This window comes from Mariniflexile sp. HMF6888 (assembly GCF_044335535.1).
In the GTDB taxonomy this organism is placed as follows: Bacteria; Bacteroidota; Bacteroidia; order Flavobacteriales; family Flavobacteriaceae; genus Mariniflexile.
In genome coordinates this window covers 1-16,056 of sequence record NZ_JBIQVZ010000013.1, presented here as the reverse complement: position 1 = coordinate 16,056, position 16,056 = coordinate 1, and the positions used below count along the sequence as shown (strand labels likewise).

Below are 16,056 nucleotides of genomic sequence, written 5' to 3'. Positions count from 1 at the left end.
AACAATGACAATGGATTTAAAGAAAACCAATGCACCTGTTAATACCATCACGTACGACAGAAATCAAATTGACGAACCAACAGACAATATCTACGAGTCAATTTCAATCATCGCTAGACGTGCTGAACAGATTAACACAGAGATTAAAAAAGAACTTATCGATAAGTTAGAGGAATTTGCTACTTACAACGATAGTTTAGAAGAAATCTTTGAAAATAAAGAGCAAATTGAGGTTTCTAAATTTTACGAAAAATTACCAAAACCACATGCTTTAGCTGTTCAAGAATGGTTAACAGACAAAATATATTTTAGAAATACTGAGGAAGATAATCAGTAAACTTTTTTAAAATGTCAATATTAAGCGGCAAGAACATACTATTAGGAATTAGTGGTGGTATTGCCGCTTACAAAACAGCTTCTCTTGTAAGGTTATTTGTGAAATTGGGTGCCAACGTAAAAGTGGTTATGACACCTTCTTCTAAAGATTTTATTACGCCCTTAACCTTATCAACACTTTCAAAACACCCAGTTTATTCATCTTTCACAAACGAAGAGGATGATAATGCTATTTGGAACAGCCATGTAGATTTAGGTTTATGGGCAGACTTGTTCATTATTGCTCCAGCTACGGCAAATACCTTATCTAAAATGGTAAATGGTGTTTGTGATAACTTATTGATAGCAACTTATTTATCGGCTAAATGTCCTGTGTATTTTGCACCTGCGATGGATTTAGATATGTACAAACATGAAAGTACATTACGATCTTTTAAAGCTTTGAAAAGCTATGGTAATGTCATGATTCCTGCAACAAGTGGCGAATTAGCAAGTGGTTTGGTAGGCGAGGGTCGAATGGCAGAACCTGAAGATATTGTTTCGTTTATTGAAAACGATGTATTAGAGAAACTCCCTTTAAAAGGAAAAAAAATACTTATTACGGCGGGACCAACACATGAAGCCATCGATCCAGTGCGTTTTATTGGCAATCATTCTAGTGGTAAAATGGGGTTTGAAATCGCTAAAGCTTCGGCAAATCTTGGTGCTGAGGTTATTTTAATTACGGGTCCAACACAGCAAAAGGTATCACATAGTCTTATAAATGTTATTCCTGTTGTAAGTGCCCAAGATATGTATAATGCTGTCCACGAACATTTCAAAACGGTAGATATCGCAATACTTTCGGCTGCAGTTGCCGATTATAAACCAAAAGAAGTCGCTGCCCAGAAAATAAAAAAGAAAACATCTACGTTAACTTTGGAGTTAGAAAAAACGAAAGATATTTTAGCTTCTTTAGGCGAAATTAAAACCAATCAGTATCTTGTTGGATTTGCTTTAGAGACCGACAACGAACTCGAAAACGCAAAAGACAAATTAAAAAGAAAGAATTTAAATTTAATTGTTTTAAATTCGTTAAACGATACAGGTGCTGGTTTTAAAAGCGATACTAATAAAGTTACTTTTATAGATGCCAAAGATACCGTAACTGAATTTCAATTAAAGTCGAAAGCAGATGTTGCTAACGATTTATTAAATAAAATTTTAGAACAAATTAATGCGTAACATACTCATAGTTTTAATATTCAGTTTTGGATTTGTAGGTTTTTCCCAAGAGTTAAACTGTAATGTGGTAGTAAATGCACAACAAACAGGTAATGAAAATCAGCCTATATTTAAAACTTTAGAAAAGCAATTAAAGGAGTTTATTAATAATACGAAATGGACAAACAAAACCTTTACCTCCCAGGAACGTATTGATTGTAGCATGATAATTAATATTGTAAACTACAGTGGCGAGTCCTTTCAAGCATCTTTGCAAGTGCAATCGTCTCGACCGGTTTATGGTTCGTCGTTTACAACGCCTATTTATAATTATAACGATAAGGATTTTAATTTTAGGTATTTAGAATTTCAAAATCTAGTTTTTAGTCCGACGCAATACGAATCCAATTTAGTCTCTGTTTTAGCATTTCATGTATATATGATTTTAGGCTTAGATGCCGAATCGTTTTCTCCAAACGGAGGCGACACGTACTTTAAGCAAGCCCAAACCATTGTTAATTATTCTCAACAAGATAATTTTAAAGGCTGGAAGCTAGCAGATGGGTTACAAAGCAGATTTGCACTTATAGATAATATTTTGTCACCAACTTTTAAGGAATATAAAGATGTTATGTACACTTACCATCGTAAAGGCTTAGATGTTATGAGCAACAACGCTAAAGATGGCAAAGAACAAATAGCAGCATCTTTAAAACAGTTTCAGGCTATGAATAGTCGTAGGCCAAATTCATTTCTGCTTCGCACATTTTTTGATGCGAAAGCCGATGAAATTCAGCAGATTTTTAGCGACGGCCCCAATGTGAACATAGCAGACGTTAAAGAAACACTACAAAAAGTAGCGCCTATGCACAATAGCAAATGGCAAAATATTAAGTTTTAGGTTTTCAAAGTATCAAAGGTGCAAAATTTCTAAGTTTTAAAGTTCCAGGTTTAACCAATAACCAAGACCCATTAACCAAAAGCATGTTAACATCACTTTCCATAAAAAATTATGCCCTAATCGATAAGCTTCATGTAGAGTTTAATGACGGTTTTTCTATAATTACAGGTGAAACAGGTGCAGGGAAATCGATACTTTTAGGTGGTTTATCATTGATTCTTGGTAAACGAGCCGATTTAAGTAGTTTAAAAAACACAGAGGAAAAATGTGTTATTGAAGCGGTTTTTAATATTTCAAACTATAAACTTCAATCACTTTTTAAAGCAGAAGATTTTGATTATGAAGCGCAGACTATTATCCGCAGGGAGATATTGCCTTCAGGAAAATCGAGAGCATTTGTAAACGATTCGCCAGTTAACTTAAATAGTTTACAGTTGTTGGGTGAACGATTGATTGATATTCATTCTCAGCACGAAACGTTACAATTAACAAGTAACGAATTTCAATTTCAGGTTATTGATGCACTAGCTAATAACGATGAAGCGCTTCAAACTTATAAACAAACATTAAAGGTTTATAAAAAACTAAAAAAGGAACTTAAAGAACTTTTAGATTTCCAGGCTGATGCTATTAAGGAACATGATTATAATTCTTTTTTATTGAATGAATTGGTTGAAGCCAATCTGGTTGATGGCGAATTGGAATCACTCGAAGAAGAAAACGAAACTTTAAATAATATTGAAGGCATTAAGGAAAGACTTTCTGAAGCGTATCAATTATTAAATGAAGAACAAATAGGGATTTTATCTGCATTAACATCTTTAAAAAATACGTTTCAAAAGCTATCAAGTTATTCGTTAAAATACGAAGATTTGTTTAATAGGGTCCATAGCAGTTTAATAGACATGGATGACGTGTTTAGAGAAGTTGATGTATTGCAAGATAATTTGGAAATAGACCCTAATAGGTTGGAAGTCGTCGATTCTAAATTACGAGCACTTCATAATTTAATGCAAAAGCATGTTGTGACTAGTATTTCAGAATTAATCGAAATAAAAAACCAATTAGAAGAAAAGGTAGCGTTTACTGAAAATCTAGACGAATCCATTCAGAAAAAACAATTGGAAATTGAAAATAAAGAAGCTGAATTAAATACGATTTCAAAAGATATTCATAATAAGCGAACCAAAATCATTCCGCAATTAAAAGAACAATTAGAAGCTCTTTTAGCAAGTTTGGGTATGCCCAATGCACGATTTAAAATAGATATTGTTTATGGTGATGATTTTTTTGTAAATGGAAAAGATGATTTGTCATTCTTATTTTCCGCAAATAAAGGAGGCCATTTTAACGAACTTAAAAAAGCGGCTTCAGGTGGTGAATTATCGCGTATTATGTTGGCAATAAAATCGGTGTTATCAAAATATATTCAATTACCAACCATTATGTTTGATGAAATCGACACTGGTGTTTCAGGTGAAATATCCAATAAAATGGGCGATATCATGCTGCAAATGAGCAAAACCATGCAAGTATTTTCTATAACACATTTGCCACAAATTGCAGCCAAAGGGCATTCGCATTTTAAAGTATTTAAAGAAGATATAAACAACGTGACACAAACAAATTTGATAAAATTAAACCACGACGAGCGTGTTGTTGAAATCGCACAAATGCTTGGTGGTTTGGAAATGTCGTCTTCGGCAATTGCACATGCAAAAGAATTATTGAATTAATTGTATCTTTGAGCCCTAATTAAATAAATAAACGAATCAACATATAAACCAAAAAATATGTCATACAATTTACTAAAAGGAAAAAGAGGAATCATTTTTGGAGCATTAGACTCAAATTCAATTGCTTGGAAAACTGCTGAACGTGTTCATGAAGAAGGCGGAATGTTTGTTTTAACAAATGCACCCGTAGCCATGCGTATGGGACAAATTAATGAGTTAGCCGAAAAAACAGGCTCTCAAATTATTCCTGCCGACGCTACTTCAATTGAAGACTTAGAAAATTTGGTAAAGCAATCGATGGAAATTTTAGGTGGTAAAATAGATTTTGTTTTACATTCTATAGGTATGTCTATAAATGTTAGAAAAGGGAAACATTATACCGACCAAAATTATGACTGGACACAAAAAGGCACCGACGTTTCTGCCATGTCATTTCATAAAGTCATGCAAACACTTTATAAGCAAGATGCTATGAACGAGTGGGGAAGCATAGTAGCATTAAGTTATATGGCTGCGCAACGTGTATTTCCAGATTATAACGATATGGCCGATAATAAAGCCTATTTAGAAAGCATTGCCCGTAGTTTTGGGTATTTCTTTGGTCGCGATAAAAAAGTGCGCGTAAACACCATTTCGCAATCGCCAACACCTACTACCGCAGGTAGTGGTGTAAAAGGCTTTGACGGGTTTATTGCTTACGCCGATAAAATGTCGCCACTTGGTAATGCCACGGCTTTAGATTGCGCAAACTACACAGTGACACTGTTTAGCGATCTAACAAAACGCGTTACATTGCAAAACTTGTATAACGATGGAGGTTTTAGCAACATGGGTGTGAGTGATGCTGTTATGAGTACCTTTGTAGGAGAATAAAATGTTACAAAACCTCACAGATTTTTAAAACCTGTGAGGTCTAAAAAAATAAATTATAGCCACTTGTATAAGGTGGCTTTTTTGTTTTGATTAGTTACATTTGTGTTATGCAACTACAATTCTCATTCATAATCCCTGTTTATAATCGTCCCGACGAGATACAAGAGCTTTTGCAAAGTTTTGTAGGCTTGAAAACCAATACTGAATTTGAAGTTGTTATTATTGAAGATGGCTCAACGATACCTTCAAAAAATGTTGTTGATACTTTTAAGTCAAAACTTGATATTTCTTATTTTTTCAAGGCAAATTCAGGTCCTGGCGACTCCAGGAATTTTGGAATGAAGCATGCCAAAGGGAACTACTTTATCATTTTGGATTCCGATTGCATTTTACCTCAAACCTATTTATTTGAAGTAGAAAAAAGCTTGAAACAAAATTATGTAGATTGCTTTGGTGGTCCTGATGCAGCTCATGAATCCTTTTCTGATTTGCAAAAAGCCATTAATTTTTCAATGACATCGATTATTACCACAGGTGGAATTAGAGGAAACAAAAAAAGCGTTGATAGGTTTCAACCCAGAAGTTTTAATATGGGAATTTCTAAAGAAGCGTTTTTAGCTTCAAAAGGCTTTGGGTTTATTCACCCAGGTGAAGACCCCGATTTATCCATACGCCTTTGGAACTTGGGTTACAAAACAAAACTCATACCCGAAGCTTTTGTTTACCATAAAAGACGTATTTCTTGGAGTAAATTTTACAGACAAGTGTACAAATTTGGTTTGGTACGCCCCATCTTGAATAAGTGGCACCCTTCAACAAAAAAAATGACCTATTGGTTTCCAACGTTGTTTAGCTTAGGTTTTATAATAGCTGTGTTTTTACTGGTATTTCAAGTTAAGTTATTAATCATACTATATGCTTTGTATTTTGTTTTAGCTTTTTTAATAGCATTATATTCAACTAAAAGCGTTTTGGTTTCGTTATTATCTTTAATAGCAATTAGCATTCAGTTTTTCGGTTATGGTTATGGGTTTTTAAAATCAACGTTAGCTGTAGAAGTTTTCAAAAAGAACCCCGAAACACATTTTCCTAATTTGTTTTTTAAACCGTCATGATAAAAAAAATAAAGTCAGACATATTAACCTCTATTAAGAATAAAAAAATAAATGTCTTTTTTTTATTTTTATTGTTGGCATTCATCATTTTAATGTTTACAAAACTTTCAAAAGAGTACACAAATACTGTTGTTTTCAATATTGAAAAAATAAATATACCACAAGAAGATGTTATTTTTGACGATTCAGTAGCTTTAAACATTACCTTAAAGACACATGGTTTTAAATGGCTGACCTACTATTTCTCTAAACCAAAAATTAGAATCGATTTTAAAAAAGACGTTTATAAAAAAGATTCTGTTTTTATTTGGAATAAATCCAAAGCATATTTAGAGAATACCCAGTTTGACAAACAAGTTGAATTGCTAAACATATCCCCCGAAGTATTAACTTTTAGATATGGAGTTAACATGGTAAAGAAAGTACCTGTTAAATTAAATTCAGATATAAAATACAGTCCGGGGTTTGATGTTTCGAAACCCTATGTTTTAAGGCCAGATTCTGTTGTAGTAGTAGGAGCCAAAGCTTTAGTCTCTCAGGTTGATTTTGTTCAAACTGAAAAAATAGAATTAACGAATGTTAGGAAAAATTTATCGGAAACTGTTAAGTTAAAATTACCTAAAAAGAATAAAGATTTAACGTTTTCAAACGATAAAGTGGTTTTAAAAGCAACTGTTGAAAAGTTTACAGAGGGCACTCTAAAAGTTCCTGTAACTATTATTAACGTGCCCAAAAATATCAATTTAAAATACTTTCCTAAAGAAGTCAATGTATCTTATTATGTAAGTTTAAGTAACTTTAATTCAATTTCGGCTAAAGATTTTAGTGTAGTTTGTGATTATAGCAATATTTTAAATAACCAATCGCTGTTAGTGCCAGAATTAGATAGGTTTCCGCAAACAGCTAGAAACGTAAAAATTAAACAGCAACATATAGAATTCATTATAATAGAATGATAATAGTAGGCTTAACAGGCGGTATAGGAAGTGGTAAAACTACGGTTGCCAAACAGTTTATGGCGTTGGGTATTCCAGTGTATATTGCAGATGAGGAAGCAAAAAAGCTTATGAATACGTCTCAAGTTGTTAAGCGAAAACTCATTCAATTATTTGGAAATGAAGCGTATGTGAATGATGGGTTAAATAAACCTTTTATTGCAAATATTATTTTTAATGATAAAAGTTATTTACAAAAAATGAATGCTATCGTACATCCAAGAGTGGCAGCGCACTTTAAGAAATGGGTGTTAAAACAAACTGCGCCCTATGTTATAAAAGAAGTTGCTATTTTGTTTGAAAATGATGGTTACAAACAATGTGATTATGTTATCACCGTTATAGCACCGAAGAGTATAAGAATAGAAAGGTTGTTAAAGCGAGATGCAACTACTAAAGATAAAGTGGAAGCCATCATGAAGAATCAATGGTCTGATGAAGAAAAAATAAAACTTTCAGATTATGTAATAACGAACATAGACCTTGAAAACACTAAGAATAAAGTTCTTAAAATACATACAGAAATTCTTAAATCTATCAAGAAAACCTAAATTTTAACATTTTTGTTAATGTAAGGTTAAAAGGCATGAGCACTAAATGTTAAAATGTTAATTTTGAACGATGAGCAAAAAAATATTCGTCCTATTAATTCTGTTAATGAGTTTGTCTCTAATAGGTATTATTTTTGTTCAGGCTTATTATATTAACGGTTCTGTAAAAAATGAAAAGGAACGTTTTAGGTTTAATGTAAATAAAGTATTAAATTACGTTTCCAATACTATTGAAAAACGAGAGTACTCAGAATATGTATATACGCTTCAAGGTTTAATTTCCCAAGGTGTTGAAGTTGATACCTCGGTAATTAGAAATTTATACATCATTAAAGAAGATTTTGACTCTAAAGAAACCGTAGTTTACAGAAGCGGAACTCTAGAAGAAAATTATAAATTTAATTCATCGATCTTTGACATAGGTTTAGATACTATTAGCGTAAAACGTATTTTAAACAATCGTGAAACCAAAGTGTACCAAAACAGTGGTTCTAGTTTAGATTTAGATTTAAGTACAAGTGATAAGTTGTTGCTTTTAGATAAAATGTCTAGCACTGACGAAATTGTTTTTGAAGATATTTATAAAGATTTAGCTTCTAGGTTGCCTATACACAAACGTGTAACCAAAGAAGAAATTCAAAAGTTATTATCTGAAAAACTTAAAGAAGATGGCATTGACATCGATTTTGAATTTGCCATTTACAGTAACGGATTAGCAACCAGGGTACGTAGCGATAATTTTGAAAATTACGATGAATCGGCTTTTAGTGTGTTTATGTTTTATAATGAAAATAACCAAAGTGCCTATAAACTTTTGGTGAGTTTCCCCGATGATAAAAAATTTATTTTATCATCAAACATGGGGATGATTTTGTTGTCGGTCATTTTTACGTCCATCATTATTTTAGCTTATGGAAGTGCTTTACACCAGTTAGTGAAGCAGCGTAAGATATCGGAAATAAAGACAGATTTCATCAATAACATGACGCATGAGTTCAAAACACCCATCGCCACCATAAATTTGGCACTCGATGCGATAAGGAACCCAAAAGTTATTGACGATAAAGAAAAAGTATTACGCTACTTGACAATGATTAAAGACGAAAACAAACGCATGCATGCTCAGGTAGAAAACGTGTTAAGAATATCTAAGTTAGAGAAAAACGAATTGAATATAAGTAAGGATAGGTTAAACCTGCATGACTTAGTTGAAGACGCTATTACGCATGTAGAACTTATTGTTGAAGATAGGCAAGGTTATATCAAAACATTTTTGAATGCGCCCAAGGCGTCTGTTTTAGCAAACGAAAGCCACTTTACAAACGTTATAGTGAATATTTTGGATAATGCCATAAAGTATTCGCCAGAAGCACCAAAAATAGAAGTATATACCGAAAATGTTGGGAACAATATTTTGTTAAAAATAAAAGATCATGGTAGCGGTATGAGTAAAGCAGCTGCCAAACGTGTGTTCGAAAAGTTTTATAGAGAACATACCGGTAATATTCATAACGTTAGAGGTCATGGTTTAGGTTTGGCCTATGTAAAAAGAATTGTAGAAGACCATCAAGGTCACGTATCAGTAGAAAGTGAAAAAGACAAAGGAAGCACATTTATAATAAAGCTTCCAATAATATCATAAATTATGGAAGAGCAAAAAAAGAAAATTTTATTAGTTGAAGACGATCCTAATTTTGGAATTGTTCTTAAAGATTATTTGATGATGAACGATTATGATGTTGTTCACGCAAAAAACGGAATGGAAGGTTTCGAGAAATTCAAAAAAGACGATTTCGATTTATGCATTCTAGACGTTATGATGCCATATAAAGACGGTTTCACATTAGCTAAAGAAATACGCGAAAAAAATACGGATGTCCCTATCGTTTTCTTAACAGCTAAAACCATGAAAGAGGATGTTTTAAGAGGCTACAAAGTTGGAGCCGACGATTATTTAAACAAACCTTTTGATAGCGAAGTATTGCTAATGAAAATTAAAGCCATTATGCAACGTAAAGCCACCGAAACCATTTCGGATAGCAAACAGTTTGAGTTTAAAATTGGTAGGTTCGATTTAAATTCTAAACTACGTTTTTTAAAGTTTGATGGAGGAGACCCCGTTAAACTATCGCCAAAAGAAAATGAGTTGTTACGCTTATTAGCGTTACACGAAAACGATTTAATGCCACGTGAATTAGCACTTACCAAAATTTGGAGAGACGATAACTATTTTACCTCGCGTAGTATGGATGTGTATATTGCCAAACTACGTAAATATTTAAAACTAGATGATAAAGTAGAAATACTTAACATCCACGGAGAAGGTTTTAGGTTGGTAGTAAACTAATTTATAAAAGCCATATTTTGATATTGAGAATCCAGTAATTTGCTGGATTTTTTTTATGGTTTGGGCTTTGAGTTTTTTTTAAACAGAGTGTTTTGTTTAACTATCTTAATATAAAAACCGTTTCAATATTTAATATCATAGAGTTAAACGAATCTATTCGCTTTTTCTGATAAAATAAAATCAAATAAAAAAATCCTGATAGGTTATCAAGATTTTAATATGTTTAGGGAATTGTAGGTTGCTAAATACGTTTACCCAACCACTCCTTAAATTCATAAAAATTTTGGGGTGCTACACCATGTCCCACAGGGAACTCTGAGTATTGGTTTTTAATGTGTAAACTATTTAAAAACGGCGACGTTTGTCGCGCCCAATCTACAGGTATGACTTGGTCAACACTGCCGTGTGAGCAATAAAAGTCAAGATTAGAATAATCTCTTGTGTTAATGTCTTCAGGCAAAATATCTTTATTTACATAACCGCTTAAAGCAATGATATTTTTAACCTTTTCGGGGTAGGTTAATGCCACAGCATAACTTAAAATACTGCCTTGGCTAAAGCCTAAAAGCGTAACGTTGTTTTTGTTTACAGGGTATTCGGCAATGGCTTCGTCGATAAAGTTCGCCATTAAATCCCGCGATTGTTTTGCTTGCTCATTATCGTTCCATTTGCCTTGTACTTCATCAAAATTAATGGCATACCAAGCATTGCCATAGGGTGGCATAGGGTAGGGCGCACGTACTGAAATGATGAAAAGTTCTTCGGGTAATTCAGATGAAAAAGAAAATAAATCGTTTTCATCACTACCATAACCGTGCATCATAATAAGCAAAGGTGCGTTTTCGGTTAACGTAGATTTTCTAACAATATGATATAAAGAAAGTGACGTGTTAGTCATGGTTATTTACCTAAATTAGCAAATAGCTTTTGGTATAATTCTCCAACAAGCGGTACGGTTTGCGCTTTTCTGGCAATGGCATTTGCAAAACCAAAAATAAAAAGCACACCAAAAAACATATAAAATCCAAAGGTGATAAACCAACTGTCAAAAACACCAACGATATAACCCAATGCAAAAAACGTTAGCCAAAGCCCAAGCGCTTGTCTTATATGAAAACTGGCAAACTCGCTTTTGTTTTCATTATTTAGGTAAAAAGCTATAATGGTTCCAAATATGGTTAAGTAACTAATAATAGCGTTGTTTCTTCCTGCTTCAATATCTTGTTCTGTCATACTTAAGAATTTAAAGAAACTTTATTATTTGAAATAATGCCATACACGTTTCCTTTTAAAGTTTCATTTTCAAAAATAGCATTTTTTGATTTGGAAATGATATTGTTTAAAGAAAAAGTATATTTAGTGTCTGGATTAAAAAGTGTGATATTCAGTTTGTTACCAATATTTATAGGTGTTTGCTCCAAGCCAAATCGAGTTTTTCCTTTAGTTAAAATCTCGATGGTTTTTTTGGTGGTAAAAACAGTTTGTAAAGCACCAAAAGCACTTTCTAGACCAATGCTTCCGTAAGCAGCGTAATCAAACTCTATTTTTTTGTGTTCAATATCAATCGGGTTATGGTCGCTGGTTACCATATCGATGGTGCCATCTTTCACACCTTCAATTAAGGCGTCTATATCGGCTTGTGTTCGTAACGGGGGCAATACCTTAAAATGCGTGTTAAAATCGGTTAAAACAGCATCCGTAAAGTATAGGTTATGAATGGCGACGCTACAAGTTACATCCAATTTTTTCTTTTTGGCTTCCCGTATTAATTCCACCGATTTTGCTGTTGAAATTGTTGGAATGTGCAGTTTTCCATCAGTATATTCCAAAAGAAATAAATCGCGTGCTATTTGCATTTCTTCTGCCAATGCAGGAATGCCTTTTAAACCCAATTTAGTGCTTGTAATATGTTCGTTTACAACCCCATTTCCGGCAATTTTGTTTTCTTGCGGGAACGAGCAAACCAAACCACCAAAATTACTGGCATATTGCAGGGCAATTTTCATGAGGTTAGGGTTCGCTATAGGTTTTTTATAATCGTAAAACGCAACAGCACCTGCGGTATTCATATCGTAAAGTTCGGCTAAATCTTCGCCTTTACTACACATGGTTAAAGCACCAATTGGCAATAAAGTAACCGCATTATTGGCAGCTTTAGAGTTTACAAAGGTGACATCGGAATTAGAATCTATAACCGGATTGGTATGGGCATTCATAGCCACGGCAGTAAAACCGGATGCTGCAGCTGTTTTCAATCCATTTGCAATAGTATCGCGTTCCTCGAAACCAGGTTCGCCAAAACACACACTACTATCAAACCAGCCTTGCGAAATATGAAGATTATCAAAGGTGACCTCTTGATATTTTTTAGGGTTTTTAATGGCATTGGAAATTTGGGTAATCACACCATTTTCAACTAATATATCTTGAGTTGTATTGTGAAATTCGCTTTTAGAATCTATAATGGTGGCAGATTTTATAAGTATGTTCATTTAAAGTATTTTAATATGAGCATTTCAATAATCAATAACGCTAGCGCAAAAATAACAAACCATTTCCATAAGGCGTTAACTTTTGCATCACTTTTTATACTATCGAAAATTTCTGTGATTGAATCGCTAACGGTTAGGTTTTTTGAAGCTGATAGGTTCCTGTAAACCAAAGCACTTTCGTCCCTATTGTAATTATAACTGACGTTTTTAATAGTGTCGTTTTTGTTTTTAATAGCGTAAATAGCAGCTATTGAAGGTGTTTCAGAGGTATTGATCACCACTTTGTTATTAAAATATTGCTGTTTCGGAATGATATTTATATTACCATTTACTAAAGTGACAATGTCGTCTTGTTGTAATGTTGTTTCTATATCAAAGGTGTTTTCATTGCCAATGGTATAATATAAAGCAGGATTTTTAAAGCTGAATTTTCCAATGTTATAAAATGTGGGCACTATTAAAGGTGAATTTTTAAAACTGGAATTGGTCGTGTTTAATGCCGATGTGAACACAAATACCTGTTTGGTCTGATTTAAAAAAGGTTTACCGTCTTCAAATTTTAGAATAGACGACGCATTTTTAGATGTTATATTATAAAAACTTGCCGTTGTTGGGTACTGAAAATTATCAACTTGTTTTTCAAACACACCAGAACTGTATAAAGGATGTGAATAATTGATGGTAGTTATGCGTTTTTCGATTTGAATGCCCTCATTAAAGCGGCTTCCAAAATCATTAAGTAATTGGTTGTAAGACTCCAGGTCGCTATCTGTTGAAGGAATGACAACAAGCGAACCACCTTGGCTTGTAAATGATTTTAAAGCATCGGCGAGTGCATTTGGGATGCTGTTCAATTCATTTAAAACAATAACATGCTGTTGGTTTATAATGCTATAGTTTAATTGATTTTCGTTGGTTGAAGTAAAATGAAACTCATCATCTGTATAAATTCGTTTTAAAAACGAATCATCTTCAGCATTGACGGCCAGTATGTTGATTTTAGCTGTTTTATTGATGTTGAAAAACAAACTGTTGTCAAATTGTAAGTTAGCATCATCAATAGTAATCTTGCCATTTATAATTTTGCTGGCAGGAAGCGAAAAAGTGGTTTCAACGTGGTCTTTAATAGCAACCGATGTTTTTGCAATCAGTTCCTCATTGTTAAATAGCGAAACAGGTAAATTTTCAATAGGTTCCCCACTGTTTTTTATGAGTACTTTTAATTCGATTGAAGTAGCTGTAGTTCCCGTAATATAAGCCGAATCGATCGCTATATTGTTAGTGTTTACCGGTTTTAACTGTACTAAATGTAAGTTGGTTAGCGAATCCATTTTTGGAGTGAATTCCGAGGCAACCTGTTGAAAATCTGAAATAAATACCAAGTTTTTCAGCGTATTGTTCTGTTTGCTAAAAAAGGTATTACTTTTTAGTAAAGCCGCTTCAGGTGTTAATTGGTTAGATGAATAATCTAATTGTAATAAGTCATTTTTTATGGCTTTTATTGTGGTATTTTTAAAGATGTCATCATTAGTGATGAGGCTTATGTTTTCGTCTTCGGGCACATTCCCAATAATATCTTGTACAGCTCGTTTTAATAGGTCACCTTGATTACCTTTTGCTTGCATGCTAAACGAATTATCTAAATAAATAACCGTTTCTTTTTTAGAATTGAACGCATTCGATTTAGAAGTGAACGGTTGTGCAAATGCTATAACGATAGCTGCAAGCAATAAGAGTCTGGTAGACAGAATCAGCCATTTTTTTATTTGTGAACTTTTGCGGGTTTGTATGGTCGCCTCTTTTAAAAATGCGACGTTGGTAAAGGCTTCTTTTTGAAACTTACGCAACTGAAATAAATGAACAATAATTGGGACAAGCAGTAAAAATAAAGCGTAAAGAAGTTCGGGGTGTTTAAACTGCATTGTGTTTTATATTTTTCATCTGTTATATTTTATTGATTTTTATAGGTCAGATGCCATTCGCTAATGAACATGGCAGTAAGAGACTGTTTAAGTTTTATCCTTTGGTTCTTTTATGTGCCTTTTTCCGCCATACTTCAGCTATTTTTTCGGTTCGTAGCTATGGCTATGAACCTCAAAACACCTTGGTCTGACGAAAAAATACCCTATAAAACATTCCAAAAACAAAATTTAAACAGTCTCTAAGTATAAATTTTACTGTTATTGCTCATTTCAAAAGTAAACATTTTTCATTGAAGTCATTTAAACTTTTTGTTTGTAAGCAAAAAATATAATCTTGCTCCAGTTGGCGCGTTCGCTAAAATAGCCCACTGGGTTATTTTTTACGCTCCGCCCTGATTTATAATGAAGCCTTTTTCATTGGAAAGAGTTAGAATTAACAAAAGAAGACATAATCTTTTACGGGTTTCAAGTTCAGCGTTTCCAAATAGCTTCTAATTTCCATTTGTGCTTTTTTATTTGCTACAGTAATAATACTTTGAGAGTTTTCAATTTTTGAAAGTGTATTAAAAGCTTTTAATTCTTTTCCGTAAATAGCCTTTCCAATTTTTTTTGGGTTATCGCAAATCCATTCAAATGGAATGTGTTTTTCTAACAATATGCTGGCCATTAATTTGCCTTTGGTACCCGCACCCCAAATGGTTAATGTTTTTGTTTTGTTATAATCAATATCTAAAAAGTGCCTTAGTTTTAATTCGGTAAAATGGTTTTGTGCGTAATGAACATGGGTTCTAGAAGTGCGCGTGCTGTAATCGCGCCATTTGTGTAATACCACATCACAAGGAATGCATTTATAGTTGTGTTTGTAAAACCGAAATGTTAAATCGTAATCTTCAGGGTACAGGTGCGGATTAAACGCATCACAAGCTATCAAATCGTTTCTGTGTAGCATCCAGCAAGGTGATGGAATCACGCATTCCTTATAAATTTCAGAATAATTGTTTCCTGTTTTAGTCAGGTTGTTCAACCATGTTTCATAACTTTTATAACCTTCACCAACGCCCGTTTCACTAAAATATTCAACTAAACCAACAGCTACATGCTTTTCGCCATGAGTGATTAAATTATTCAGCAAAACTTCTAATTTGTTTGGCAACATGATATCGTCACTATCCATTCTAGTAATAAAATCACCTTTACTTTTACCAAAAGCGAGTTGTAATGCATCAATAATGCCGCTTCCTGTATTCTTTACAAGTATTATCCTGCTGTCTTTTTCGGCGAAAGCGTTTACAACATCATAGCTGTTATCAGAAGAACCATCATCAACAATTATCAATTCCCAATTGGTGTGGGTTTGATTTAATATAGAATTTATACAGTCTCCTAAATAGATTTCCGTATTCTTAAAGGGCGTTAAAATACTTATCAATGGTTTTTGCATGCAGCGAATATACATAATGAAATCAGAATTTAGAATTCAGAATTATGGATTACCGTTTGAAAGATGCCTTTTTGATTGACGATTGATGATTTTTGAATTGTGAGCTATAAGAGCTAAGAGATTAGACAATAGACAATAGACAAT

The 16,056-nt window shown here is 33.2% G+C and carries 15 protein-coding genes; 10 read left to right on the top strand and 5 right to left on the bottom strand.

What is annotated here, in order from left to right:
• The first annotated feature begins 10 nt into the window (after positions 1 to 10).
• From ACGLWY_RS17730 to ACGLWY_RS17685, 10 genes are all read left to right on the top strand, one after another.
• Positions 11 to 337, top strand: a complete 327-nt coding sequence (locus ACGLWY_RS17730; RefSeq protein ID WP_117179176.1) for a DNA-directed RNA polymerase subunit omega — start codon at positions 11 to 13, stop codon at positions 335 to 337.
• Between the two features lie 11 nt (positions 338 to 348).
• Positions 349 to 1,560: a bifunctional phosphopantothenoylcysteine decarboxylase/phosphopantothenate--cysteine ligase CoaBC gene (gene coaBC, locus ACGLWY_RS17725; RefSeq protein ID WP_396621016.1), complete on the top strand. Its 1,212-nt coding sequence runs from the start codon at positions 349 to 351 to the stop codon at positions 1,558 to 1,560.
• Complete coding sequence (locus ACGLWY_RS17720; protein WP_396621015.1) at positions 1,553 to 2,440, top strand: DUF4835 family protein; 888 nt, start codon at positions 1,553 to 1,555, stop codon at positions 2,438 to 2,440. Before coaBC ends, ACGLWY_RS17720 begins: the two co-directional genes overlap by 8 nt.
• 83 nt (positions 2,441 to 2,523) lie before the next feature.
• Positions 2,524 to 4,176, top strand: a complete 1,653-nt coding sequence (gene recN, locus ACGLWY_RS17715; protein ID WP_396621014.1) for a DNA repair protein RecN — start codon at positions 2,524 to 2,526, stop codon at positions 4,174 to 4,176.
• Between the two features lie 57 nt (positions 4,177 to 4,233).
• Positions 4,234 to 5,049, top strand: a complete 816-nt coding sequence (locus tag ACGLWY_RS17710; protein WP_396621013.1) for an enoyl-ACP reductase — start codon at positions 4,234 to 4,236, stop codon at positions 5,047 to 5,049.
• A 107-nt stretch (positions 5,050 to 5,156) separates the two neighbouring features.
• Positions 5,157 to 6,164: a glycosyltransferase gene (locus ACGLWY_RS17705; protein WP_396621012.1), complete on the top strand. Its 1,008-nt coding sequence runs from the start codon at positions 5,157 to 5,159 to the stop codon at positions 6,162 to 6,164.
• Entirely contained in the window at positions 6,161 to 7,120 is a 960-nt protein-coding gene (locus ACGLWY_RS17700; RefSeq protein ID WP_396621011.1) for a CdaR family protein, read from the top strand. Before ACGLWY_RS17705 ends, ACGLWY_RS17700 begins: the two co-directional genes overlap by 4 nt.
• Positions 7,117 to 7,710 (top strand): dephospho-CoA kinase, encoded by a 594-nt coding sequence (gene coaE, locus ACGLWY_RS17695; RefSeq protein WP_396621010.1) that lies wholly within the window; start codon positions 7,117 to 7,119, stop codon positions 7,708 to 7,710. The genes ACGLWY_RS17700 and coaE overlap by 4 nt, the downstream gene beginning before the upstream one ends.
• A gap of 106 nt (positions 7,711 to 7,816) precedes the next feature.
• Positions 7,817 to 9,352, top strand: coding sequence for a sensor histidine kinase (locus tag ACGLWY_RS17690; RefSeq protein ID WP_396621009.1), 1,536 nt, complete (start codon positions 7,817 to 7,819; stop codon positions 9,350 to 9,352).
• A gap of 3 nt (positions 9,353 to 9,355) precedes the next feature.
• On the top strand, positions 9,356 to 10,057 hold the full coding sequence (locus ACGLWY_RS17685) for a response regulator transcription factor (protein WP_396621008.1): 702 nt from the start codon (positions 9,356 to 9,358) through the stop codon (positions 10,055 to 10,057).
• A 241-nt stretch (positions 10,058 to 10,298) separates the two neighbouring features.
• On the opposite strand, the gene ACGLWY_RS17680 is transcribed toward ACGLWY_RS17685, so the two are convergent.
• From ACGLWY_RS17680 to ACGLWY_RS17660, 5 genes are all read right to left on the bottom strand, one after another.
• The gene (locus ACGLWY_RS17680; RefSeq protein ID WP_396621007.1) at positions 10,299 to 10,955 is read right to left on the bottom strand and encodes an alpha/beta hydrolase; all 657 of its coding nucleotides are present in this window, start codon (positions 10,953 to 10,955) and stop codon (positions 10,299 to 10,301) included.
• A gap of 2 nt (positions 10,956 to 10,957) precedes the next feature.
• The gene (locus ACGLWY_RS17675; protein WP_396621006.1) at positions 10,958 to 11,290 is read right to left on the bottom strand and encodes a hypothetical protein; all 333 of its coding nucleotides are present in this window, start codon (positions 11,288 to 11,290) and stop codon (positions 10,958 to 10,960) included.
• A 2-nt stretch (positions 11,291 to 11,292) separates the two neighbouring features.
• Positions 11,293 to 12,549 (bottom strand): dihydroorotase family protein, encoded by a 1,257-nt coding sequence (locus ACGLWY_RS17670; RefSeq protein WP_396621005.1) that lies wholly within the window; start codon positions 12,547 to 12,549, stop codon positions 11,293 to 11,295.
• Entirely contained in the window at positions 12,546 to 14,471 is a 1,926-nt protein-coding gene (locus ACGLWY_RS17665) for a BatA domain-containing protein (RefSeq protein ID WP_396621004.1), read from the bottom strand. Before ACGLWY_RS17665 ends, ACGLWY_RS17670 begins: the two co-directional genes overlap by 4 nt.
• A 433-nt stretch (positions 14,472 to 14,904) precedes the next feature.
• Complete coding sequence (locus tag ACGLWY_RS17660; protein WP_396621003.1) at positions 14,905 to 15,912, bottom strand: glycosyltransferase family 2 protein; 1,008 nt, start codon at positions 15,910 to 15,912, stop codon at positions 14,905 to 14,907.
• Between the last annotated feature and the right edge of the window lie 144 nt (positions 15,913 to 16,056).

What these genes read in the sequence shown, in the direction of transcription:
- ACGLWY_RS17730 (WP_117179176.1), top strand. Translation starts at nt 11, where the DNA reads ATGGATTTAAAGAAAACCAATGCACCTGTTAATACCATCACGTACGAC.
- coaBC (WP_396621016.1), top strand. Translation starts at nt 349, where the DNA reads ATGTCAATATTAAGCGGCAAGAACATACTATTAGGAATTAGTGGTGGT.
- ACGLWY_RS17720 (WP_396621015.1), top strand. Translation starts at nt 1,553, where the DNA reads ATGCGTAACATACTCATAGTTTTAATATTCAGTTTTGGATTTGTAGGT.
- recN (WP_396621014.1), top strand. Translation starts at nt 2,524, where the DNA reads ATGTTAACATCACTTTCCATAAAAAATTATGCCCTAATCGATAAGCTT.
- ACGLWY_RS17710 (WP_396621013.1), top strand. Translation starts at nt 4,234, where the DNA reads ATGTCATACAATTTACTAAAAGGAAAAAGAGGAATCATTTTTGGAGCA.
- ACGLWY_RS17705 (WP_396621012.1), top strand. Translation starts at nt 5,157, where the DNA reads ATGCAACTACAATTCTCATTCATAATCCCTGTTTATAATCGTCCCGAC.
- ACGLWY_RS17700 (WP_396621011.1), top strand. Translation starts at nt 6,161, where the DNA reads ATGATAAAAAAAATAAAGTCAGACATATTAACCTCTATTAAGAATAAA.
- coaE (WP_396621010.1), top strand. Translation starts at nt 7,117, where the DNA reads ATGATAATAGTAGGCTTAACAGGCGGTATAGGAAGTGGTAAAACTACG.
- ACGLWY_RS17690 (WP_396621009.1), top strand. Translation starts at nt 7,817, where the DNA reads ATGAGTTTGTCTCTAATAGGTATTATTTTTGTTCAGGCTTATTATATT.
- ACGLWY_RS17685 (WP_396621008.1), top strand. Translation starts at nt 9,356, where the DNA reads ATGGAAGAGCAAAAAAAGAAAATTTTATTAGTTGAAGACGATCCTAAT.
- ACGLWY_RS17680 (WP_396621007.1), bottom strand. Translation starts at nt 10,955, where the DNA reads ATGACTAACACGTCACTTTCTTTATATCATATTGTTAGAAAATCTACG.
- ACGLWY_RS17675 (WP_396621006.1), bottom strand. Translation starts at nt 11,290, where the DNA reads ATGACAGAACAAGATATTGAAGCAGGAAGAAACAACGCTATTATTAGT.
- ACGLWY_RS17670 (WP_396621005.1), bottom strand. Translation starts at nt 12,549, where the DNA reads ATGAACATACTTATAAAATCTGCCACCATTATAGATTCTAAAAGCGAA.
- ACGLWY_RS17665 (WP_396621004.1), bottom strand. Translation starts at nt 14,471, where the DNA reads ATGCAGTTTAAACACCCCGAACTTCTTTACGCTTTATTTTTACTGCTT.
- ACGLWY_RS17660 (WP_396621003.1), bottom strand. Translation starts at nt 15,912, where the DNA reads ATGCAAAAACCATTGATAAGTATTTTAACGCCCTTTAAGAATACGGAA.